20 protein-coding genes are annotated in these 21,700 nt (G+C 75.4%); 12 read left to right on the top strand and 8 right to left on the bottom strand.

The features are described 5' to 3' along the window. Nucleotides 1–38 precede the first annotated feature (38 nt). Entirely contained in the window at nt 39–704 is a 666-nt protein-coding gene (locus tag ACI79E_RS02795; RefSeq protein ID WP_456931025.1) for a mycothiol-dependent nitroreductase Rv2466c family protein, read from the bottom strand. 143 nt (nt 705–847) lie between these two features. On the opposite strand from ACI79E_RS02795, the gene pepN reads away from it, so the two are divergent. Continuing rightward, a complete protein-coding gene (gene pepN / locus ACI79E_RS02790) occupies nt 848–3,400 on the top strand; it encodes an aminopeptidase N (RefSeq protein ID WP_456931024.1) in 2,553 nt (850 codons plus the stop codon). Between the two features lie 73 nt (nt 3,401–3,473). Here pepN and ACI79E_RS02785 read toward each other — a convergent pair whose 3' ends face one another. The 3 genes from ACI79E_RS02785 to ACI79E_RS02775 are packed head-to-tail and all read right to left on the bottom strand — an operon-like array spanning nt 3,474 to nt 5,722. Further along, a complete protein-coding gene (locus ACI79E_RS02785; RefSeq protein WP_456931023.1) occupies nt 3,474–3,938 on the bottom strand; it encodes a DUF5130 family protein in 465 nt (154 codons plus the stop codon). Between the two features lie 48 nt (nt 3,939–3,986). Next, on the bottom strand, nt 3,987–4,250 hold the full coding sequence (gene ctaJ / locus ACI79E_RS02780; protein ID WP_456931022.1) for an aa3-type cytochrome oxidase subunit CtaJ: 264 nt from the start codon (nt 4,248–4,250) through the stop codon (nt 3,987–3,989). Nucleotides 4,251–4,288: 38 nt separating this feature from the next. Continuing rightward, a complete protein-coding gene (locus tag ACI79E_RS02775) occupies nt 4,289–5,722 on the bottom strand; it encodes an amidase (RefSeq protein ID WP_456931021.1) in 1,434 nt (477 codons plus the stop codon). A gap of 33 nt (nt 5,723–5,755) precedes the next feature. On the opposite strand from ACI79E_RS02775, the gene kynU reads away from it, so the two are divergent. Beyond that, nucleotides 5,756–7,012 carry a kynureninase gene (gene kynU, locus ACI79E_RS02770; protein WP_456931020.1) on the top strand — a complete coding sequence of 419 codons (1,257 nt, stop codon included), beginning with the start codon at nt 5,756–5,758 and terminating at the stop codon, nt 7,010–7,012. 60 nt (nt 7,013–7,072) lie between these two features. Here kynU and ACI79E_RS02765 read toward each other — a convergent pair whose 3' ends face one another. Beyond that, nucleotides 7,073–7,936, bottom strand: a complete 864-nt coding sequence (locus ACI79E_RS02765) for an SCO6745 family protein (protein WP_456931019.1) — start codon at nt 7,934–7,936, stop codon at nt 7,073–7,075. Then, complete coding sequence (locus ACI79E_RS02760; RefSeq protein ID WP_456931018.1) at nt 7,933–8,538, bottom strand: HNH endonuclease; 606 nt, start codon at nt 8,536–8,538, stop codon at nt 7,933–7,935. Before ACI79E_RS02760 ends, ACI79E_RS02765 begins: the two co-directional genes overlap by 4 nt. A 126-nt stretch (nt 8,539–8,664) precedes the next feature. On the opposite strand from ACI79E_RS02760, the gene ACI79E_RS02755 reads away from it, so the two are divergent. Further along, nucleotides 8,665–10,734, top strand: coding sequence for a prolyl oligopeptidase family serine peptidase (locus ACI79E_RS02755; RefSeq protein ID WP_456931017.1), 2,070 nt, complete (start codon nt 8,665–8,667; stop codon nt 10,732–10,734). Nucleotides 10,735–10,809: 75 nt separating this feature from the next. Here ACI79E_RS02755 and ACI79E_RS02750 read toward each other — a convergent pair whose 3' ends face one another. Then, the gene (locus ACI79E_RS02750; RefSeq protein WP_456931016.1) at nt 10,810–11,790 is read right to left on the bottom strand and encodes an ABC transporter substrate-binding protein; all 981 of its coding nucleotides are present in this window, start codon (nt 11,788–11,790) and stop codon (nt 10,810–10,812) included. 229 nt (nt 11,791–12,019) lie between these two features. On the opposite strand from ACI79E_RS02750, the gene ACI79E_RS02745 reads away from it, so the two are divergent. The 5 genes from ACI79E_RS02745 to ACI79E_RS02725 all read left to right on the top strand — a co-directional run bounded on the left by ACI79E_RS02745 (nt 12,020) and on the right by ACI79E_RS02725 (nt 18,142). Further along, entirely contained in the window at nt 12,020–13,036 is a 1,017-nt protein-coding gene (locus ACI79E_RS02745) for a mechanosensitive ion channel family protein (RefSeq protein ID WP_456931015.1), read from the top strand. Between the two features lie 77 nt (nt 13,037–13,113). Continuing rightward, the gene (locus tag ACI79E_RS02740) at nt 13,114–14,349 is read left to right on the top strand and encodes an MFS transporter (protein ID WP_456931014.1); all 1,236 of its coding nucleotides are present in this window, start codon (nt 13,114–13,116) and stop codon (nt 14,347–14,349) included. Further along, nucleotides 14,346–14,780: a globin gene (locus tag ACI79E_RS02735; protein WP_456931013.1), complete on the top strand. Its 435-nt coding sequence runs from the start codon at nt 14,346–14,348 to the stop codon at nt 14,778–14,780. The genes ACI79E_RS02740 and ACI79E_RS02735 overlap by 4 nt, the downstream gene beginning before the upstream one ends. Before the next feature lie 84 nt (nt 14,781–14,864). Continuing rightward, nucleotides 14,865–16,454: a glycoside hydrolase family 13 protein gene (locus tag ACI79E_RS02730; RefSeq protein ID WP_456931012.1), complete on the top strand. Its 1,590-nt coding sequence runs from the start codon at nt 14,865–14,867 to the stop codon at nt 16,452–16,454. Between the two features lie 149 nt (nt 16,455–16,603). Continuing rightward, on the top strand, nt 16,604–18,142 hold the full coding sequence (locus ACI79E_RS02725) for an ATP-binding cassette domain-containing protein (RefSeq protein ID WP_456931011.1): 1,539 nt from the start codon (nt 16,604–16,606) through the stop codon (nt 18,140–18,142). Nucleotides 18,143–18,212: 70 nt separating this feature from the next. On the opposite strand, the gene ACI79E_RS02720 is transcribed toward ACI79E_RS02725, so the two are convergent. After that, nucleotides 18,213–18,581, bottom strand: a complete 369-nt coding sequence (locus tag ACI79E_RS02720) for a hypothetical protein (RefSeq protein ID WP_456931010.1) — start codon at nt 18,579–18,581, stop codon at nt 18,213–18,215. Between the two features lie 548 nt (nt 18,582–19,129). Here ACI79E_RS02720 and ACI79E_RS02715 point away from each other — a divergent pair. The 4 genes from ACI79E_RS02715 to ACI79E_RS02700 are packed head-to-tail and all read left to right on the top strand — an operon-like array spanning nt 19,130 to nt 21,604. Then, a complete protein-coding gene (locus ACI79E_RS02715) occupies nt 19,130–19,696 on the top strand; it encodes a biotin transporter BioY (RefSeq protein WP_456931009.1) in 567 nt (188 codons plus the stop codon). A gap of 8 nt (nt 19,697–19,704) precedes the next feature. Beyond that, nucleotides 19,705–20,436, top strand: coding sequence for an energy-coupling factor ABC transporter ATP-binding protein (locus ACI79E_RS02710; RefSeq protein WP_456931008.1), 732 nt, complete (start codon nt 19,705–19,707; stop codon nt 20,434–20,436). Continuing rightward, nucleotides 20,436–21,068, top strand: a complete 633-nt coding sequence (locus tag ACI79E_RS02705) for an energy-coupling factor transporter transmembrane component T family protein (RefSeq protein WP_456931007.1) — start codon at nt 20,436–20,438, stop codon at nt 21,066–21,068. The genes ACI79E_RS02710 and ACI79E_RS02705 overlap by 1 nt, the downstream gene beginning before the upstream one ends. After that, the gene (locus tag ACI79E_RS02700) at nt 21,065–21,604 is read left to right on the top strand and encodes an MOSC domain-containing protein (RefSeq protein WP_456931006.1); all 540 of its coding nucleotides are present in this window, start codon (nt 21,065–21,067) and stop codon (nt 21,602–21,604) included. Before ACI79E_RS02705 ends, ACI79E_RS02700 begins: the two co-directional genes overlap by 4 nt. Nucleotides 21,605–21,700 lie beyond the last annotated feature (96 nt).

The following is a 21,700-nucleotide window of genomic DNA, read 5'->3' as shown; positions in this document are numbered from 1 at the left end:
CGTCCGGCCCCGCTGCAGGGGCCCTGCAGCGCGGGCCCTCAGCCGCGGCGGGTGATCTCGAGGGCGTCGGCCGGGACGGAGTCCATGTCGGGCCCGGACAGCCGGGTGCGCTTGAGCTCCCAGAAGTCGGGCAGGTTGGCCAGCAGGACCGCGCCGTCGAAGGCCTTGCCGGCGTCCTCCCCGGTCGGGACCCTGCTGATCACCGGGCCGAAGAAGGCCACGCCGTCGATGTGCATGACCGGCGTGCCGACGTCGTCACCGACGGGGTCCATGCCCTCGTGGTGGCTCTTCTCCAGGGCCTCGTCGTACTCGGTGGACGACGCGGCCTCGGCCAGCGACGCGGGCAGCCCGACCCGCTCCAGCGCGGGGGCGATGAGCTCGTCGAGCTCGACGCCCTCGTGGTGGCGCAGCGTGCCCATCGCCGTGTAGAGGTCGCCGAGGACCTCGTCACCGTGCTGCTGCGCGGCGGCGATCGCGACCCGGACCGGGCCGATCGCCTTGGTCATCATCTCCTGGTACTCCGGCGGCAGGTCGCGGCCGCGGTTGAGCACGGCCAGGGACATGACGTGCCAGTGCAGGTCGATGTCGCGGACCTTGGCGGCCTCCAGCACCCAGCGGCTGGTGAGCCAGGCCCACGGGCACAGGGGGTCGAACCAGAAGTCGACGCGGGCCTTCACGGGAGCGCTCTGCACTGCCTCGGTCATGTGTCCTCCTCGCTGGCGACGGTGCGCCGGGTGGCTGTCCTGCCGTCCCCAAGTGGGACGGCGCGGTGGTTGTTCCCTCAACCGGACGGCGGTCCGCCGTCGTCCGGGGAGGGGCGTCGGCCCTCCGTGGGAAGCTGCCGTGCGTGGCCGTACCCAACCTGACCCGCGATGACGCCGCCCGCCGCGCCCAGCTGCTCGCGGTGGACAGCTACGACGTCCAGTTCGACCTGACCGACGGCGCCGGGCGTCCCGGCGAGCAGACCTTCGGCTCGACCACCACGGTGCGGTTCACCTGCCGCGAGCCCGGCGCCGACACGTTCATCGACCTGGTCGCCGAGCGGGTGCGCTCGGCCACGCTCAACGGGGTGGAGCTGGACGTCGCCACCTACACCGAGGAGGGCGGCCTGCCGCTGCCCGGGCTGGCCCCGGAGAACACCCTCGTCGTCGCGGCCGACTGCCGGTACTCCAACTCCGGGGAGGGGCTGCACCGCTTCGTCGACCCGGAGGACGGTCAGGTCTACCTGTACACGCACTTCGAGCCGGCCGAGGCCAAGCGCGTGTTCGCCTGCTTCGACCAGCCCGACCTCAAGGGCACCTACACGGTGCACGTCACCGCGCCGTTCGACTGGCAGGTCGTGTCCAACACCGGCGGGCGCACGGTCGAGGCGGGGCCCGCGGGCTCGCAGCTGGTGCACTTCGCGCCGACCAAGCGGCTGTCGACCTACCTGCTGGCGCTGGTCGCCGGGCCCTACGCGCGGGTCACCGACTCCCACGACGGCATCCCGCTCGGGCTGTACTGCCGCGCCTCGCTGGCCGAGCACCTCGACCCGGAGGAGCTGTTCCGGGTCACCAAGCAGGGCTTCGACTTCTACCACCGGGTCTTCGACTACCCGTACCCGTTCGACAAGTACGACCAGCTGTTCGTGCCGGAGTTCAACGCCGGGGCGATGGAGAACGCCGGCGCGGTCACCATCCTCGAGGACTACGTCTTCCGGTCGAAGGCGACCCGCGCCCGCTACGAGCGGCGCGCGGAGACGGTGCTGCACGAGCTCGCCCACATGTGGTTCGGCGACCTGGTCACCATGCGCTGGTGGGACGACCTGTGGCTCAACGAGTCCTTCGCCACCTACATCTCCACCCTGTGCCAGGCCGAGGCGACCGAGTACACGACGGCGTGGACGACGTTCGCCAACACCGAGAAGGCGTGGGCCTACGCGCAGGACCAGCTGCCCTCGACCCACCCGATCGCCGCCGACATGGTCGACGTCGCCGCCGTCGAGGTGAACTTCGACGGCATCACCTACGCCAAGGGCGCCTCGGTGCTCAAGCAGCTGGTCGCCTACGTCGGCCGGGAGGAGTTCCTCCGCGGCGTGCAGCGGTACTTCCGCACGCACGAGTACGGCAACACCACCCTCGCCGACCTGCTCGACCCGCTGTCGGAGGCCACCGGCCGGGACCTCACCGCGTGGGCCGAGCAGTGGCTGCAGACCAGCCAGGTCAACACCCTGCGGCCGGTCCTCGAGCTCACCGACGACGGCCGGTACGCCTCCTTCGCCATCGAGCAGACCGCGGTGCCCGAGCACCCGGTGCTGCGCCGGCACCGGCTGGCCGTGGGTCTCTACGACACCGGCCCCGACGGGCTGACCCGCACCACGCGGGTGGAGCTCGACGTCGACGGGGAGCGCACCGAGGTGCCGGAGCTGGTCGGGCACCCGGCCGCGGACCTCGTGCTGGTCAACGACGACGACCTGACCTACGCCAAGCTGCGCCTCGACGACCGGTCACTGGCCACGCTGCGGGCCGGCATCGGCACCGTCCCCGACTCCCTGGCCCGGGCGCTGTGCTGGTCGGCGGCCTGGGACATGACCCGGGACGCCGAGCTGCCGGCCCGCGACTGGGTGGGGCTCGTGCTGGCCGGGGTGGACGCCGAGACCGAGATCAGCGTCGTCCAGTCCCTGCTGGCCCGGGTGCAGACCGCGCTGGCCAGCTACGCCGACCCGCGCTGGGCCGAGACCGGCTGGCAGGCCCTCGCCGACAAGGCGCTGGCCGCGCTGGAGACGGCCGAGCCGAGCAGCGACACCCAGCTTCAGTGGTCACGGACCTTCGCCGGTGCGGCCCGCACCGAGGCGCACGCCGCCTTCCTGCGGCGGCTGCTGGACGGCTCGCACGTCGTCGAGGGGCTGCCGGTGGACGCCGACGCCCGCTGGGCGTTCCTGCACGGGCTGGTCGCCATCGGCGCGGCCGGGGACGCCGAGATCGAGGCCGAGGAGATCCGCGACGCGACCGCCACCGGCGCCCGCCGCGCGGCCACGGCCAGGGCGCTGCGCCCGACGGCGGAGTCCAAGGAGGAGACCTGGCAGCGGGCCTTCACCGACGACACCATCCCGAACGCAGTGCACGAGGCGATGCTGCAGGGGTTCTGGCACCCGGCCCAGCGGCAGCTGACCGCCGGCTACGTGGAGCGGTACTTCACCGACATCCGCCCGCTGTGGGACCGCCGTCCCGGCGAGATCGCCAAGAACGCGGTGCAGTACCTGTTCCCGCCGGTGGTCGAGCTGCGCACGGTGCAGGCCGCGGACGCCTGGCTGGCCGGCGAGGACCACCCCGCCCCGCTGCGGCGGCTGGTCGCCGAGGGCCGGGACGGGATCGCCCGGGCGCTGCGGGCCCGCGAGCGGGACGCCGCCGCGAACGACTGAGCCGGCCCCGTCCGGACCGCAGGACGCACGAGGCCCAGGACCGGGTGGTCCTGGGCCTCGTGCGTCCGGTGCGTCAGTGCGTGCGCAGGTACCGCGGGTGACCGGCCTGGTCCGACAGCTGCCGCAGCCCGTTGACGATGCCGCCGACCAGGTCACCGGAGGCGAAGGCGTTGGTCATCGACAGCACCGCGAGCGCGCAGGCCCGGTCGGGCAGCCGGCGCGACGCGGCCGCGCCCACGACGACCTCCACGACCCGCTGCCCGGGCGAGATCGCCAGCAGCACGGACTCGGTGAGGTTGCCGCCGGAGTGCTCGAACAGCTCCTCGGCACGGCGCCGGGTCTGCGGCCCGAGGTCGCCCAGGTAGAGCGTGAACCGCAGCCCGGTCTCGCGGGACGACATCGTCAGCGCCTCGTCCAGGCGCATCAGCTCCCGGTCGCTGAAGATCGAGGTCGGCGTCTCGGCCTCGTCGGTGCGCGTCGGCGCCGTACCGGCGGACGTCGCCGTGTCGTGCGACGTGGCTTCCAGCGCGCGGGTCATCTCCGGCCTCCCGGGGCGGTCTCGGTGGGGGTGCGGGTGCTCATGCCGTCACCAGGTCCCGCGGGCGCCGCCGTAGGGGCGGCCGGCCGTCGACGGCCCGGCCGTCAGGGCGTGCGCGCCGTCGTGGCCGGCCCCGTGCCCGCCGGAGGCGGTGTGCGGCTCGAACCAGACGGGCTCGTGCTCCCACGGCTGGCCCGGCTTGTACCGGGCCTTCCGGTTGCGCGCTCCGGGCAGGTACGTCAGCAGCGCCAGGAGGGCCACGACGGCCAGCGGGGCGGCCACGTAGACGAGGAGGGTCTCGACGACGGTCACGGCCCCCAACCTACCGTCAGCCGCCCCGCGACTCCTGGTCAGTCCCACCCCGCGGGGTGGCGTCCCGCCCACGGCCGGGCCGCCTCCAGCTGGGCCGAGAGCGCGATCAGCGTCGCCTCGTCGGCGGGCCGGCCCACGAGCATGGTGCCCACGGGCAGGCCGCCGTCGGTCCAGTGCAGCGGGACGCTCACCGCGGGCTGCCCGGTGACGTTGAAGACGGCGGTGAACGCCGCATAGCGCTTCTGCCGCTCGAAGTCGGCGGCGCCGTCCCCGTCGGCGTCGAACCAGCCCAGCGGGCGCGGCGTCATCGTGGTGACCGGGGCCAGCAGGACGTCGAACCGCGCGGTCGCCTGCAGGAAGCGGCGGGAGAACAGCCGCAGCGCGGTCAGCGCCTCCATCGCCGACTGCGCCGACTGCGCCAGCCCGCGGGCGCGCAGCTCCCGGGTGAGCGGCCGCAGCTCCCCCGCCCGCTCGGGGGGCACCGGCAGCAGCGTCCCCGACAGCGTCCAGGCCCGCTCGAAGGCCGCCAGCACGTCCGGCCCGAGCAGGCCGCCCGGGACGTCCTCGACGTCGTGCCCGAGGTCCTCGAGCAGGCGGGACGCCTCGTCGAAGGCCGTCTGCACCTCCGGCTCCAGCGTGGCGTCGGGCATGGGCGAGGTCAGGTGCCGGCCGATGCGCAGCCGCCCGACCGGCCGCTCGGCGTAGCCGAGGAACGTCTCCCCCGGTGGGGGCGGCGGCGCCCAGGTGGCGTCCCCGGTCACCGGCCCGGCCATCGCGTCGAGCATCGCCGCGGCGTCGCGCACGGTGCGGGCCAGCGGCCCGTTGGTGCCCAGGCCGGTGACGTCGGCGCCGAGGGGCGCGTTGCTGACCCGGCCCCGGCTCGGCTTGATGCCGTACAGCCCGTTGATGCTGGCCGGGATGCGGATCGACCCGCCTCCGTCGCTGCCCTGCGCGAACGGCAGCATCCCCGCGGCCACCGCCACCGCCGCGCCCCCGCTGGAGCCGCCGGCCAGGCGGGTGCGGTCCCAGGGGCAGCGCGCCGGACCGGCCAGGACGTTGTCGGTGTAGCAGGGGAAGCCGAACTCGGGGGTGTTCGTCTTGCCCACGCTGATGGTGCCGGCATCGGCCAGCTTGGCCACCACGGCGTCGTCCACGGTCGCGACGTTGTCGGCGAACAGCGCCGAGCCGAACGTCGTCCGGACGCCGGCGGTGTTGTTGAGGTCCTTGATCGCGGTCGGGACGCCGAGCAGCGGCGGCAGGTCCCCGCCGCGCCGGAGCCGCTGCTCGGCCCGGCGGGCCGCGGCCAGCGCCCGCTCGGGGGTCACGGTGAGGAACGCCCCCAGGCCCGGGTCGAGGGCCTCGATCCGGCGCAGCGCGTGCTCGACCAGCTCGGTGGGGGTGACCTCCCCGCCGCGGACGGCGGCGGCCTGCTCGAGCGCGGTGAGGTCGTGCAGCTGCGTTCCCGGCGTCACGCCCGGGGACGCTAGCCCGGTAGACAGGACGGCGTGGACCTCTCCCGCACCGCAGCCGCGCACCTGGACGCCGCGGACCCGCTGGCCGGCTTCCGCGCCCGGTTCGCCGGCACCGAGCACGACGACGTGCTCTACCTCGACGGCAACTCCCTCGGGCGGATGCCCCGGGAGACCCCCGCCGCCCTGGCCCGCGTCGTGGAGGAGGAGTGGGCGGGCGGCCTGGTGGGCTCGTGGTCGTCGTGGATCGGCACCGCCACGCGCATCGGCGACCTGCTCGCCGACGGGGTGCTGGGCGCCCGGCCGGGTGAGGTGCTGGTCAGCGACTCGACGTCGGTCGACCTCTACAAGCTGCTGGTCGCCGCGGCCGACGCGCGCCCGGGCCGCGACGTGCTCGTCTGCTGCGCCGACGACTTCCCCACCGACCGCTACGTCGTGGCCGGGGTCGCCGCCGCCCGCGGGCTGACGGTGCGGGAGGTGCCGGCCGACGTCGACGAGGGGCTGGACCCGGCCGTGCTCGCCGCCGCGCTCGACGAGCGGGTCGCCGTCGTCGTCCTCTCCGCCGTGGCCTACCGCTCCGGGGCGCTGGCCGACGTCGCCGCGGTCACCGCGGCCGCCCGGGCGGCGGGCGCGCTGGTGCTGTGGGACCTCTCGCACGCGGCCGGCGCGGTGCCGGTCGACCTGGCCGCGAACGGCGCGGACCTCGCCGTCGGCTGCACGTACAAGTACCTCAACGGCGGTCCCGGGGCCCCGGCGTTCCTCTACGTGCGCCGCGAGCTGCAGGAGCAGCTGCGCCAGCCGATCTGGGGCTGGTTCGGCCAGCGGGACCAGTTCGCGATGGGCCCGGCCTACGACCCGGTGCCCGGCATCGAGCGGTTCGGCGTGGGAACGCCGCCGGTGGTCGCCATGGCCGCGGTCGAGGTGGGGGTCCGGCTGGTCGCCGAGGCCGGGGTCGAGCGGCTGGCGGCCAAGGGCCGCGCGCTGGGCGAGCTCACCGTGGCGCTGGCCGACGCCTGGCTGGCCCCGCTGGGGGCGGCGCTGGCCTCACCGCGGGACCCGGCCCGGCGCGGCTCCCACGTCACCCTCGCCCACCCGCAGGCCTGGCAGCTCACCCAGGCCCTGGTCGACCGCGGCGTGGTGCCCGACTTCCGGACGCCGGACCGGGTGCGGCTGGGCCCGGCGCCGCTCTACACGCGGTTCGTCGACGTGTGGGACGCGATGGACCGGTTCCGGGAGGTGCTGGCGACCGGCGCCCACGAGGCCTACCCGGTGGAGCGCGCGCGGGTCACGTGATCCGGCCTTCGTGGCCACTTCGGCCGTCCGTGGCGGGGCCGAAGTGGCCACAAAGGCGGATCAGTCCGGGTCGGGGACGCCGATCGGGTTGCGCTCCGGCCACAGCCCGGCGGCCAGGACGGCGCGCCGCACGGGACCGAGCAGGGCGGCCAGCCGGTCGCAGCGCGCGTCGCCCAGCTCCTGCCACGGGCCCAGGGCCAGCCGGTCGGTGTCGGCCTCGACCACGGCGGCGATCGCGGCGCCCTCGGCGGTGAGCTCCTCGCCCGCCAGCCAGCCGCGGCCGGTGAGGTCCTCGACGGCGGCGCCCCACGCCTCGGCGTCCCAGCCGCGGGCGCGCATGAGCCACTCCTTCTCCGTGCGGCCCGCCGCGGCCGCCAAGACGTGCGCGGCCACCCCGGAGATCCCCCGCTGCAGCAGCGCGGCGTTGTGCCCGTCGCCCCGGTGCTCCCGCAGGGTGGTGAGGGCCTGCCACACCGCCAGGTGCGGCTGCTCGGGCACCGGCAGGCCGGCGTTGGCCGCGGCGAGGGGGCGGCCGGGCAGGTCGGTCGCGCGGGCGGCGGCGGTGAGCAGGCCGGCGAGCTCCGCGGCCTCCGCCGAGCCCGGCCAGTCGGCGCCGAGCACCCGCCGGACCGCGGCGTCCACCCCCTCCAGCCGGGCCTGCAGCGCCCGTTCCGGGGTCACCGACCGCCAGACGGCCGGCACCCGGCGGGCCACGAACGACGGCGCGAAGTTGTAGAAGGTCGCCGTCACCACCTCGGGGCCGACCGGGCCCAGCGGGGCGGCGCGCAACGCGAAGTAGGTCGACCAGAAGCCGTCCAGGCCGGCCGCCTCGGCGGCCGACCGGCACTCGTCGGCGAAGTAGGTGAGCGCGTGGTACGGCTCGCCCAGCGCCCACAACCGTCTGGCGGTCGCGGGTGAGCTCATGCGCTGACGCTCTCCGGCACGCCCAGCCACTCCCGCCAGCGGGGGTCGACGGTGCGGGCGCCGAGCAGCCGCCAGGCCGCGCCGCTGGGCGTGCGCGGTGGGTTGGGCAGCTTCCACCCCAGCTCCGCCAGCGACCGGTCGGCCTTGGTGTGGTTGCAGCGGCGGCAGGCCGCGACCACGTTGTCCCAGGTGTGGGTGCCGCCGCGGCTGCGGGGGACGACGTGGTCGATGCTCGTCGCCGAGCTCCCGCAGTACACGCAGGTGGAGCCGTCGCGGGTGAACACCGCCCGCCGGGACAGCGGCACCTGCGCCGGGTAGGGCACCCGCACGTAGCGGGTCAGCCGGACGACGACGGGCACCGGGAGGGTCACCGACTCCGAGTGCACCTCCTCCGCCGCGCAGTCGACGGAGACGGCCTTCTCGGCGAGCACGAGCACGATGGCGCGGCGGCTGGAGACGACGCACAGCGGCTCGTACGTGGCGTTGAGCAGCAGCGTGGCGGCGCTGGTGACGCGCGCGGGTGCAGGCAGCTGCGGTGGGGAGTGGGGGTCGCGCCGCGGACCTGGATGGCCTGCGGACGACCCGTGGTGAGGACGCGGCACGGGGCACCTCCGGGCGCCCAGGGCCGCGCGCCGGGTGCAGTGCGACCCGTGGGCACCCCCATTCTGACCTGCACCCGGGCCCGCGCGCCTTCGGGAGGCGACGGGAGCCTCGTTACCGTGGCGCGGGTGCGCTATCCCGAAGCCCCCCGGCTCGACCTCGTCGAGCACCTGCACGGCCACCCCGTCGCCGATCCGTACCGCTGGCTGGAGGACCCGGCCGACCCGCGGACGGTCGAGTGGACCCGGGCGCAGGACGCCCTGACCGCCGAGACCCTGGCCGCCCTGCCCCTGCGCGACCGGTTCGCCGCTCGCCTGGAGCAGCTGGTGCACGCCGGCGCCGTCGGCGTCCCGGTGTGGCGCGCGGGCCGGGGGTTCTCCACCCGGCGCGACCCCGGGCAGGAGCACGCGGTCCTGCGCGTGCGCGAACCCGACGGCACCGAGCGGGTGCTGGTGGACCCCATGGCCGTCGACCCCTCCGGCACCACCACCCTCGACGCGTGGTCACCGTCCTGGGAGGGCGACCGGCTGGCCTACCAGCTGTCCACCGGCGGCGACGAGGAGTCGCGGCTGTACGTGCTCGACGTCGCCACCGGCGAGCAGCTCGACGGGCCCGTCGACCGCTGCCGCTACTCCCCCGTGGCCTGGCTGCCCGGTGGCGAGGAGCTGTTCTACGTCCGCAGGCTGGCGCCCGGGCTCGTGCCCGCCGGGGAGGAGCAGTTCCACCGGCGGGTGTGGCGCCACCGCGTCGGCACCGACCCGGACGGCGACGTCCTCGTGCACGGCGAGGGCAGCGACCCCTCGACCTACTTCGGCGTGCGCACCAGCCGGGACGGCCGGTGGCTGGTCGTCTCCGCGTCCGTGGGCACCGCCCCGCGCGACGACGTGTGGGTGGCGGACCTGGCCGGGGACGCCGCCCTGCGCGAGCTGCAGGTCGGGGTCGACGCCCAGACCGCCGCCTGGGTGGCCCGCGACGGCCGGCTGTGGCTGATGAGCGACCGCGGCACCCCGCGCTGGCGGCTGGCGGTCGCCGACCCGGCCGACCCGTCGTCCTGGGCGCCGGAGGCGTGGCGGGACGTCGTCCCGCAGCAGGAGGACGGCGTCCTCACCGACGTCGCGCTCGTCGACGGCCCGGACGGCGGCCTGCAGGTCCTCGCGGTGCACTCGGTCGACGCCACCGACCGGCTGTCGGTGTGGGCCGGGGACGGCTCCGGCCGGGTGGCCGAGGTGACCGCGCTGCGCCCGGGCAGCGTCTCGGGCGTGAGCGCGCCCCCCGAGGGCGGCAGCACCGCGTGGGTGGGTTTCACCGACCACGCCACGCCGCCGTCGGTGCTGCGCTGGGACGCCGCCGACCCGACGGCCCTGACCGGCTGGGAGCAGGCGCCGGTGGCCGGGGAGGTGCCGCAGGTGCGGGTGGTGGAGACCCACGCGACCTCCGCCGACGGCACGCCCGTGCACCTGTTCGTGGTGTCCGGGACCGGGACGCCGGACACGCCGCGGCCGACCGTGCTCTACGGCTACGGCGGCTTCAACGTCGCCCTCACCCCCGGGTACTCGGCGCAGGCGCTGGCGTGGGTCGCGGCCGGGGGCGTGTGGGCGGTGGCCAACCTGCGCGGCGGCTCCGAGCACGGCGAGGAGTGGCACCGGGCCGGCATGCGCGAACGCAAGCAGAACGTCTTCGACGACTTCGCCGCGGCCGGCGAGCACCTCGTGGCACAGGGCTGGACGACGCACGCGCAGCTGGCGGTGATGGGCGGGTCCAACGGCGGCCTGCTGGTCGGGGCCACCCTGACCCAGCGGCCCGACCTCGCCGCGGCGGTGGTCTGCAGCGCACCCCTGCTGGACATGGTGCGCTACGAGCGCTTCGGCCTGGGCCGCACCTGGAACGACGAGTACGGCACCGCCGAGGACCCGACCGAGCTGGGCTGGCTGCTGGGCTACTCGCCCTACCACCGGGTGGTCGAGGGCACCGCCTACCCCGCGGTGCTGTTCACGACGTTCGAGTCCGACACCCGGGTCGACCCCCTGCACGCGCGCAAGCTCGCCGCGGCGCTGCAGCACGCGACCACGGCGTCGGCGCCGGTGCTGCTGCGCCGGGAGACCGAGGTCGGCCACGGCGCCCGCGCGGTCAGCCGCACCGTCGGGCTGGCGGCCGACCAGCTGGCGTTCCTCGCCGCCCACACCGGCCTGACCGGCTGAACGCACCGGGCCCCGTCCCCCTCCGCGGTGGAGGGGGACGGGGCCCGGCGTCGACCCCCTGCAGGGGGTCCTGGCTCAGTTCTCGAGGAAGAGCTGGTCCAGCTCGACGTCGCCCTCGATGATCCCGTCCTCGTTGCCCAGCTGGAGCAGCAGCTCGACCGACTCGCGGTTGATCTCGCTCTGGAAGGTGGGCAGCGTCAGCTGCTGGGCGATCTCCGGCGAGATCTGGGTGTACTCGCCGAGCACCTCACGGACCTGGTCGGGGTTGGCCTGGGCGTACTCCTGGGCCTCGACCATCGCCTCGACGAAGGCCTCGACCACGTCGGGGTTCTCCGCCGCGTACTGGTCGGAGGTGAAGTAGCCGGCGACCGTCAGGTCGTCGTCGGTCTCGGTGTAGGGGGCCGAGACCCGGCGCAGGCCCTGGCTCTCGCCGACGGTGGCCGAGGGCTCCACGGCGAAGGCCGCGTCGACCTGGCCGGTGCTGACGGCGGCCGGCATGTCCGGGAAGGGGATCTCGACGAACTGGATGCTCGCCGGGTCGCCACCGGCCTGCCGCACGCTCTCGCGGACGACGGTGTCGCTGATGTTGTTGATCGAGTTGATCGCGACCCGCTTGCCGGCGAGGTCCGCCGAGGTCTGGATCGGGCTGTCGGTGGGGACGACGACGGCGGCGAAGTCGTCCTCGGCGTTGCCGGTGGCGCCCGGCCCGGGGGCCACCAGGGCCAGCGGGACCCCGCGACCCGTGGCCTGCAGGAGGCTGGTGATGTTGGAGAAGCCGAACTGGGCCTCCCCGTTCACGACGGCCGGCACGATCGCCGCGCCGCCCTGGGCGAGGAAGGGCTCCACCTCCAGGCCGGCGTCCTCGAAGATGCCCTGCTGGATGCCGAGGTAGAGCGGGGCCACGTCCACGATCGGGATGGCGCCCACGCGGATCGCGGTCAGGCCGCCACCCTCGCCGCCGCCACCGCCGCCGCCACCGGACCCCTCGTCCCCGCCTCCGCACGCGGCGAGCACCACGGTGCTCGCCAGGGCGAGGCTGATCACACTTCGACGCACTGGTCCTCCTGGAACTGCTTTCGTGCCGGACGCGTGTCAACCGCGTTTCCGGCGCATGGTCGGCGGCGGACGCTAGGTCGTCGTCCAGACCGCGTCAACACGCGCACCGGGGCCTTTACCGGTTCGTGCCCGCTCTGGTACCGGACCGTGGCCGGAGGCCCGCCTGCGGCGCCGTGACGGCCCGGGGAGTGATCCCCTCCGCGGCGGCGAACCTGAGAGTATTTCCGTGATGACTGCTTCACCGTCCGTACTCGCTGCTGCCGACGACGGCCTCCCCGCGTCCGTCCCCGACTGCGCCGACCACTGGCTGTGCCAGCAGGTCTACGACTGGTCCGGCATGGACTGGCTGGCGGAGAACGCGCAGGCCCTCATCGCCAAACCGGCGAAGATCCTGCTGATCGTCGTGGTCGCCACGCTCGTCCGGTACCTGGCCCACCGCGCCATCCGCCGGCTGACCGAGCGCACCGCCACCGGCGCCGTGCCCTCGATCCTGCGGGGACGCCGCGCCCGCGCCACGGCGCACGCCGACGCCCTCGACCAGCTCGCCGCCCGCCGCACGCAGCGGGCCGAGGCCATCGGCTCGGCGCTGCGGTCCTCGGCCTCGATCGTGGTGCTCGGCATCGCCGTGGTGCTGGTGCTCGGCGAGCTCGGCATCAACCTGGCGCCGATCCTCGCCAGCGCCGGCGTGGTGGGCGTCGCGCTCGGGTTCGGCGCGCAGAACCTGGTGAAGGACTTCATCGCCGGGATCGGCATCATCCTGGAGGACCAGTACGGGGTCGGCGACGTCGTCGACCTGGGTGAGGCCAGCGGCACCGTCGAGGCGGTCGGCCTGCGCATCACGCGGCTGCGCGACGTCAACGGTGTGGTCTGGTACGCCCGCAACGGCGAGATCCTGCGGGTGGGGAACAAGAGCCAGGGTTACGCACAGGTGGTCATCGACATGCCGGTCGCCCACGACACCGACCTGGAGCGGTGCCGGACGATCATGCAGGAGGTGGCCGACGCGATGTACGCCGAGGAGGAGTGGGTGCCCTCGCTGCTGGCGGCGCCGGAGTCCCTCGGCGTCGAGCAGATCACCTCGGAGGGCGTCTTCATGCGGCTGCAGGTGCGCAGCACCAACGCCGACCAGTGGCGGGTCGGGCGCGAGCTGCGCATGCGGCTCAAGGAGCGCTTCGTCGCCGAGGGCATCCGCACCCCGCTCCCGCTGCTCAGCGCGGCGTCCGGCGCAGGGTCAGGAGCCCGCTGACCAGGGGGGCGCCGGCGGGCCAGCACCCGGACGGCGCGACGCGCACCCGCCCGGCGACCTTCCGTGAGGTCTTCGCCGTGCGGGAGTTCCGGCCGCTCGCCGGCAGCTACCTGCTGTCCACGATCGGCGACGAGCTCGCCCGTGTCGCGCTGACCGTCCTGGTCTACCAGCGCACCTCCTCCCCGCTGCTGTCGGCGATCACCTTCGGCATCAGCTACCTGCCGTGGCTGGTCGGCGGGCCGCTGCTGTCCACGCTGGCCGACCGGCTGCCCCGCCACCGGGTGCTCATCACCGCCGACCTCGCCCGGGCCCTGCTGGTCGCCGGCATGGCGGTCCCCGGCACGCCGCTCGGGGTGCTGCTGGCCCTGCTGCTGCTCGTCGCGCTGTGCGCGCCCCCCTTCGAGTCGGCGCGCTCGGCGCTCATGGCCGACGTGCTCGACGGCGACCGGTACGCGGTCGCCACCTCGCTGACCAACATCGGCTCCCAGGTCGCCCAGATGACCGGCTTCCTGCTCGGCGGGGTCCTGGTCGCCCTGCTCAGCCCCTCCGCGGTGCTGCTGCTCGACGCCGCCACCTTCGTCGTGTCCGCCTGCTGGCTCAAGGCCCGGTTGCGGCCCCGGCCGGCCCCCGACGACGGCCAGGGCGACGCCCCCCGGTCGGTGTGGCGGGGCACCGCGGAGGGGCTGCGGCTGATCGCGCGCACCCCCCGGCTGCGCGCCATCATCGCCCTCACCTGGGTGGGCACCCTGTTCGCCAACGCCCCGGAGGGCATCGTCACGCCGTTCGTCGACGAGCTCGGGGAGGGCGCCCCCCAGGTCGGCCTGCTGCTCGCGGCCAACCCGCTGGGCGTCACCGTCGGCGGGCTCCTCGTGGCCCGCGCGTTCACCCAGGACCGCCGCGAACGACTCGTCCCGGCCCTCGTGGTGGTGTCGCTGGTCCCGGTGCTGCTCGCCGGGCTGGTCGCGGTGTGGGCGGCCCCGGGGCGCGGGGTCTACGCGGTGGTGGTCGCGCTGGCGTTCGTGGCCGGCCTGGGCGCGGCCTGGGTCATCCCGCTCAACGTCGCCTTCGTGCAGGCCGTGCCGCAGGCCTACCGCGGCCGCGCCTTCGGGGTCGCGGCCAGCGGGCTGTACGGCGTCCAGGGGCTCGGGGTGCTGCTCGCCGGCCTCGCGGCCGAGGGGCTGCCGGCCGGTGGCGTGTGGGCCCTGCTCGGCGCGGTCGGCCTGGTCGCCGTCGTCCCACCGCTGGTCGCCTACCGACGTACGCAGGGTCACGTGGCAGCCGGTGCCGCGCCTGCGGGACGATCGGGAGCATGAGCCAGTCCAGCCGGTCCCTGCCCTCGGCGCGGACGTTCTACGACGAGGTCGGCGGCGAGCCGACCTTCCGGCGGCTGGTGGCCCGCTTCTACGCCGGGGTCCGGACCGACCCGGTGCTCGCCCCGCTCTACCCGCAGGACGACTGGGAGGGCGCGGAGACCCGGCTGCGCGGGTTCCTCGAGCAGTACTGGGGCGGGCCGACGACGTACTCCGAGCAGCGCGGGCACCCGCGGCTGCGCATGCGGCACGCCCCGTTCGCGATCGGCCCGGCCGAGCGCGACGCCTGGCTGGCGCACATGCGCGACGCCGTCGACTCCCTGGAGCTCTCCGCCGAGCACGACGCCACGCTGTGGGGTTACCTGGAGATGGCCGCCCGCAGCATGCAGAACCGCTGGCCCGACGACGCACCCGGCGGCCTGTCCGTCCACTGAGCCAGAGCCCCGCCCTGCCCCGCTCGCGGACCCGCGGCGGGCCCCCGGGCGGGGCCACCTGCCCGCACGTACACGAGGAGCCCGGTGAGCCCGGACACCCCTGCCCGCCCGTTCCGCCGCACCGACGCCGACTGGTGGCGCGACGCGGTCTTCTACCAGGTCTACATCCGCAGCTTCGCCGACGGGAACGGCGACGGCGTGGGTGACCTCGCCGGCATCCGCGCGCGGCTGCCGCACCTGGTGGAGCTCGGCGTCGACGCGCTGTGGATCACGCCGTTCTACCCCTCCCCCATGGCCGACCACGGGTACGACGTGGCCGACCCCCGCGACGTCGAGCCGGTCTTCGGCGACCTCGCCGAGTTCGACGCCCTGCTGGCCGAGGCCCACGCCGCCGGCATCCGCGTCACCGTCGACCTGGTGCCCAACCACAGCTCGCACCAGCACGAGTGGTTCCAGGCGGCGCTGGCCGCGGCCCCCGGCTCGCCCGAGCGGGCGCGGTACCTGTTCCGCGACGGGCGCGGCCCGGACGGCGCCGAGCCCCCCAACAACTGGCCGTCGGTGTTCGGCGGCCCGTCGTGGACGCGGGTGCCCGACGGGCAGTGGTACCTGCACCTGTTCGCCCCGGAGCAGCCGGACCTGGACTTCACCAACCCCGAGGTCGTCGCCGACCTCGAGGCGACGATGCGGTTCTGGCTGGCCCGCGGCGTCGATGGCTTCCGGATCGACGTCGCCCACGGCATGGCCAAGCCCGCCGGGCTGCCGGACATGCAGCCGATGGAGGACACCGGTCTGCTCGACGACCACGGCCCCGGCGACCACCGCTTCGACGACGACGGCGTGCACGAGGTGCACCGGCGCATCCGGGCGGTGCTCGACGAGCACCCGGGCACCATGGCCGTCGGGGAGGTGTGGGTGTCCGACGACGACCGGCTGGCGCAGTACCTGCGCCCCGACGAGCTGCAGCTGGCGTTCAACTTCAAGCTGCTCACCGCCGACTGGGACGCCGCCGAGCTGCGCGACGCCGTCGTCCACTCGCTGGCCACGGTCGCCGGGACGCCGGCACCGGCCTGCTGGGTGCTGTCCAACCACGACCGACCGCGGCACGTCACCCGCTACGGCGGCGGGGAGGTCGGCACCCGCCGGGCCCGGGCGGCGGCGCTGCTGCAGCTGGCCCTGCCGGGCGCGGCGTACGTCTACAACGGCGACGAGCTCGGCATGCCCGACGTCGACCTGCCCGACGAGGCGTTGCAGGACCCGATCTGGGAGCGCTCCGGCCACGCCGAGCGCGGCCGGGACGCCTGCCGCATCCCGGTCCCGTGGTCGGGCACCGAGCCCTCGTACGGGTTCTCCGCCCGCCGTGACACCTGGCTGCCCATGCCGGAGGGCTGGGGGCCACTGACCGCGGAGGCGCAGGCCGCCGACCCCGGGTCGGTGCTGTCGCTGTACCGCGCCGCGCTCGCCCTGCGGCGGACGTCGCCGGCGTTCGGGGGCGAGTCCCTGGAGTGGCTGCCCGCGCCGGCCGGCTGCCTGGCGTTCCGCCGTCCCGGCGGGCTGGTGTGCCTGCTGAACCTCACCGGGGGTCAGGTGCCCCTGCCCGAGGGCGAGGTCCTGCTGGCCAGCGACGACGTGACCGGCGGCGTCCCTGCCGACACCGCGGTGTGGCTGCGGGCGTGAGCGGGCGGCCTCCCGGGGGTCGTCGCTCGGGAGGCGCCAGGACCGTGCGCGGGTAGCATCGGACCCGTGACGGGGCGTCGCGGGGGACGCTGACACCACGATCGACCGACCCCGTGGTCGGGGACCATTCCGGGGGAGGCCGACCGCCCATGGCGCTGCTCGAGGTCGAGGGTCTGACCAAGTCCTTCGGCGGTCGGCGGGTCCTGCGGGACGTCTCCTTCAGCATCGCCGAGGGCGAGATCGTCGGGCTGGTCGGCACCAACGGCGCGGGCAAGTCGACCCTCGGCGACATCGTCTCCGGGATCACCGCCGCCGACGCCGGGGCGATGACGCTGGACGGCCACCCCTACGCGCCGCTGTCGGCGGAGGACGCCCGCCACGTCGGGGTCGGGGTCGTCGAACAGCTGGTCCGGATCGACCCCGGGCTCACCGTCGCCCAGGCCGTGTTCCGCGGCACGCCGCACGCCCGGCGTCCGCAGGCGGAGCTGCGTGCGCAGGCCCGCGCCCTGCTCACCGAGGTCGACCTCGACGTCGACCCCGACACCCGCGTCGGGGACCTGCCGCACTTCGTGCACCCCCTGGTGGAGACCGCCCGCGTGCTGGCCGAGGACACCCGGCTGGTGGTGCTCGACGAGGTGTCGGCGGTGCTGCTGCCCTCGGAGGTCACCCGGTTGCACGCGGTGGCCGGCCGGTTGAGCCGGCAGGGGCGCGGCGTGCTCTACATCAGCCACCGGCTGCCCGAGATGCTCGAGGTGGTCGACCGGGTGCTGGTGCTGCGGGAGGGCCGGATCGCCCTGGACTCCCCCAGCGCCGCCCTGGACCCCGTCCGGCTCGCCGCGGAGACGGTGGGCGGGCCGGTGGCCCTACCGGTCCGCCGGGAGCCGACGGTCCCCGCTCCATCCCGGCCGGCGCGGCCGGAGGAGGTCCCCCTGCCGGCCCGGCCGGCCCCCTCCGAGGAGGTGGCCCTGCTGGTCCGCAACCTGCGGGTGCCCGGACGGGTCGAGGGGGTGGACCTCCTGCTGCGCCGGGGCGAGGTGGTCGGGCTGACGGGGCACCGGACCTCCGGCGTCCGCGAGATCGCCGGGGCGCTGTCCGGGGAGCTGCCGGCGGTCAGCGACGAGGCGGTGCTCCACGGGGAGCCGCGCTCGCTGGACCCCTCGGCGGCCGGCGCGGCCCTGCGGCTGCCCGTCTACCGTCCCGACGACGACGCCTACGGCATCGACCCCGGCGAGACGATCGCCCGCACCCTCACCCAGGAGGCCTGGGGGTCGCTCACCGACCTCCGCAAGGAGATCGCCACGCTGCGCGGCGTGATCGACACCGTGCACCGGCTGGACGTCAAGACGTTGAGCATCCGCACCTCGGTCGGGGCGCTGTCCGGCGGCGACCAGCACAAGCTCGCGCTGGCCCGGTGGATGGCCTCGGCCCGGGACGTCGTCGTGCTGCACGAGCCCGCCCGCGGGCTGGACGTCCGGGCCCGTCAGCAGGTGCGCCAGCTGCTCGACGAGGCCACCGCGCACGGCACCTCGGTCGTCGTGGTGTCGGTCGACCCCGACGAGCTGGCCGACTTCTGCGACCGCGTCGGCATCGTGGCCGACGGCCGCGTCGCCCGCTGGATCGACACCGGGGAGATCGCCGTGGAGGCCGTGCGCGAGCGGATCGTGGAGGCCGCGACCTCCGCGGCCTGAGCCGGGCCCGGCCGACGCCGGACCAGCGGCGCCGCCGTGCCCTGCGGGGACCGGCGGCGCCGCGACGTGGTCAGACGCTCACGGAGCTCGCGACGCCGCGCAGCTTGTGCCGGGCCAGGGCCAGGTTCGCGGTCATGCGGTTGAGCACCAGGTAGATGAACAGGCCCGCGTTGCCCTGCCCCTTGAGCACGTTGATCAGGTGGTACTGGTTCTGCAGCGTGATCAGGACGTCCTCGATCTCGTCCTTCAGCTCGAGGTCCTGGATGGTGCGCAGCTTCGCGCGCACGACGTTCGAGTTGCCGGCTGCGGCGACGTTGAGGTCGAACCCCGGGGTACCGCCGGCGGCGAGGGCCATCCCGCTGTCGATGTCGACGATCGCGGCGCCGCTGGCGCCGTCGATCGCGAGCAGGTCGGCGATGATGTTGTCGAGCTGTGCCACGGATGGGGCTCCTGTCGTCTCGAGGGGAGGACGCAGCGGGGTGCTGCGGACCGGGTCGGGGGGCGACCCGGGTCGACCGGACGGACCGGACGTCTGTCGGCGCGCGGAGTGCCGGGGCGGCTCTGCTGCCGCGCCGCCGTGCGCCCCAGCGGCCGGAGGGCGGCGCACGGCCTCCTCGTCGACGGCGGGAGGCGCCTCCGGCGGCCGGGGCCCGGCGTCGGGGGGCCGCGGTCGCTCCGCGGGGAGCTCGCGCGGTGGTGGGCGTCCCCACGGCCACAGCGACGCCCACCACTCGCTTGCCATGCCGTGTTCCGCCTTCGCCGAGGGGGCTCAGGAACCCCAGACAACACGCCTCCGGCGGGCTCGGCAAACCGGCTGACGTATCTGCAGGTGAGCGCGCCACCACCCTCGGCGACACCTCGGGGGACCCGTCGAGCGCGGGGGTGGCGCGCCGCGCGGGGCCCGGGACGGGCGGGGATCCGGACCGCGAGCGGCCACCGGCCTCCGGTACCTTCCGCGAGGACCGGCCGCCGCCAGAGGAGACCACCGTGAAGACCAGGGACCTCGCCTACGTCGCGCTGTTCGCGGCGATCGTGGCCGTGCTGGGGCTGCTGCCGCCGGTGCCGGTGCCCGGCATCCCGGTGCCGATCACCGCGCAGACCCTCGGGGTGATGCTCGCCGGCTCGGTGCTCGGCGCGCGGCGGGGCGGCCTGGCGCTGCTGGTGTTCCTGGCCGTGGTCGCCGTCGGTGCCCCGGTGCTGTCGGGGGGCCGCGGGGGCCTGGGCGTGTTCGTCGGGCCGACCGCCGGCTACCTGTACAGCTGGCCGATCGCCGCGTTCGTCATCGGCTGGCTGACCCAGCTGTTCTGGCGGCGGTTCAACCTCGCCTGGGCGCTGGTGGCCAACCTGGTCGGCGGCGTGGTCGTCATCTACGCCATCGGCGTCCCGTTCACCAGCCTGTACGCCGACGTCCCGCTGTCGGCGTCCGCCACCGGCGCGCTGGCGTTCATCCCCGGTGACGTGGTCAAGGCGGTGGCCGCCTCGGTGGTGGCGGTCGCCGTCCGGCGCGCCTACCCGGTGATCGAGCTGCCCGCCCGGCGCGCCGCCGCCGGCTGAGTCCGCTCGTGCGGTGGGGACGGCGCGCGGCCACCGCGGCGCCCACGGGGACCCTCCCGCGGACGGCGGTCGAGCTGCGCGGGGTCTCCCACGCCTACGGCGAGCGGACCGTGCTGGCCGACGTCTCGCTCAGCCTCACCGAGGCGCGGGTCGGCGTCATCGGCGCCAACGGCTCGGGCAAGAGCACCTTCGCCCGGCTGCTCAACGGGCTGGTCGTGCCGACCGCGGGCACCGTGCTGGTCGACGGTCTGGACACCCGCACCCGGGCGCGGGAGGTGCGCCGCCGGGTCGGCTTCGTCTTCCAGGACCCCGACGCGCAGATCGTGCACCCCACCGTCGCCGAGGACCTCGCCTTCGGGCCGACGAACCAGGGCGTGGCCCCCGCCGAGATCGCGCGGCGGGTGGACGACGTCCTGACCCGCTACGGACTGGCCGACCACCGGGACCACCCCGCGCACCTGCTGTCGGGCGGCCAGAAGCAGCTGCTGGCCATCGCCGGGGTCCTGGTGATGCACCCGGAGCGGATCGTGTTCGACGAGCCGACGACCCTGCTGGACCTCGCCAACACCCGGCGGGTGGCCCGCGTCATCGACGAGTTGGAGCAGGACGTCGTGGTGGTGACCCACCACCTGGACCTCCTGACCGGCTTCGACCGGGTGCTGGTCTTCGAGGACGGCCGGGTCGCCGCCGACGGTGCGCCGGCCGAGACGGTGCCCTGGTACGTGGCGAGGATGGGCTGATGCTGTCGCTGTACGTCCCGGGCAGCAGTCCGGTGCACCGCGCCCCCGCCGGCCTGAAGCTGGCCGTCCTCGCCGCACTGGGGGTCGGGCTGTTCGTGTCGTCGCGGCTGGTGGTGGTGGCCGGGGCGCTCGCCGCGGTGCTGGCGGTCGGGCTGCTGGTGGCACGGCTGCCGGCCCGCGCGCTGTGGGGGCAGGTGCGCCCGGTGTGGATCTGGCTGGCCGCCCTGTTCGTCGTCCACCTGCTCGTGACCGGGCCGCTGGCCGGGGCGGTCGCGGTGCTGCGGCTGCTCGCCCTCGTGCTGGCCGCGGCCGTGGTCACCTCGACGACCCGGGTGACGGCGCTGGTGGCGGTCGTGGAGTGGCTGGCCGGCCCGCTCCGGGTCGTCGGCGTGCGCCCGGCACGGGTGGGGCTGGTGGTCGCGATGACGCTGCGCTTCATCCCGCTGCTGGCCGAGCGCGCGGCCCGGATCCGCGAGGCCCAGGCCGCCCGCGGCGCCGAGCGGGTGCGGCTGGGCCTGCTCGTGCCGCTGGTCATCTCGGTGCTGCAGCTGGCGCACACCCTCAGCGAGGCCCTCGACGCGCGCGGGGCCGATGACGCCCCCGCCCGGCGGGTCCCCGTGGGGCGCGCGTGACGACCGGCGGGGTGGTGACCGGGATCTGGCTCACCGAGACGGCGGCCGCGCCGATGCGGCGGGTGCCGACCGCCCGGCTCCTGGCCGGCCGGGGTCTCGAGGGCGACCGGTACGCCCTCGGCGGGGGCACGTGGGCGCGGTACCCGGACCTGGAGAAGCAGCTCACCCTCATCGACGCCGGGGACGTGGCCGCCGTCGCCGCGGAGGTGGGCGTGCCGCTGACGCCCGGGGACACCCGCCGCAACCTGGTCACCACCGGGATCGACCTGCCGTCACTGGTCGGCCGCTGGTTCGCCGTCGGCGACGCGCTGCTGTTCGGCATGAAGCGCTGCCCGCCGTGCACCCACCTGGAACGGCTGACCGGAGCCCGCCTCGTGAAGGCGATGGTGCACCGCGGCGGGATCAACGCCGCGGTCTTCGTCGGTGCCCCCGTCGCCGAGGGCGCGCCGGTGCGTCCGGTGACGGACGACGAGGCCGCCCGGCGGGGTGCGCCCACGGGAGCCGACCGCCCGGTGCCCCGCGTCGTCGGCGCCTGACCGCCTCCCGTCCTCGCGCCGCCGTGGGCCGGTGGCCGTGCGGGGGAGCTCGTGCTCTGCCCACCACGGTGGGCAGAGCACGAGCTCCCCCGTGGA

The sequence above is a fragment of the Geodermatophilus sp. SYSU D00079 genome (genome assembly GCF_054050635.1).
This window is presented reverse-complemented; position numbering and strand designations above follow the sequence as displayed.

Coding starts and splice junctions, on each gene's coding strand:
- ACI79E_RS02735 (WP_456931013.1), top strand. CDS start 14,346: ATGAGCCAGTCCAGCCGGTCCCTGCCCTCGGCGCGGACGTTCTACGAC.
- ACI79E_RS02745 (WP_456931015.1), top strand. CDS start 12,020: ATGACTGCTTCACCGTCCGTACTCGCTGCTGCCGACGACGGCCTCCCC.
- ACI79E_RS02765 (WP_456931019.1), bottom strand. CDS start 7,936: ATGAGCTCACCCGCGACCGCCAGACGGTTGTGGGCGCTGGGCGAGCCG.
- ACI79E_RS02705 (WP_456931007.1), top strand. CDS start 20,436: ATGCTGTCGCTGTACGTCCCGGGCAGCAGTCCGGTGCACCGCGCCCCC.
- ACI79E_RS02795 (WP_456931025.1), bottom strand. CDS start 704: ATGACCGAGGCAGTGCAGAGCGCTCCCGTGAAGGCCCGCGTCGACTTC.
- ACI79E_RS02725 (WP_456931011.1), top strand. CDS start 16,604: ATGGCGCTGCTCGAGGTCGAGGGTCTGACCAAGTCCTTCGGCGGTCGG.
- ACI79E_RS02785 (WP_456931023.1), bottom strand. CDS start 3,938: ATGACCCGCGCGCTGGAAGCCACGTCGCACGACACGGCGACGTCCGCC.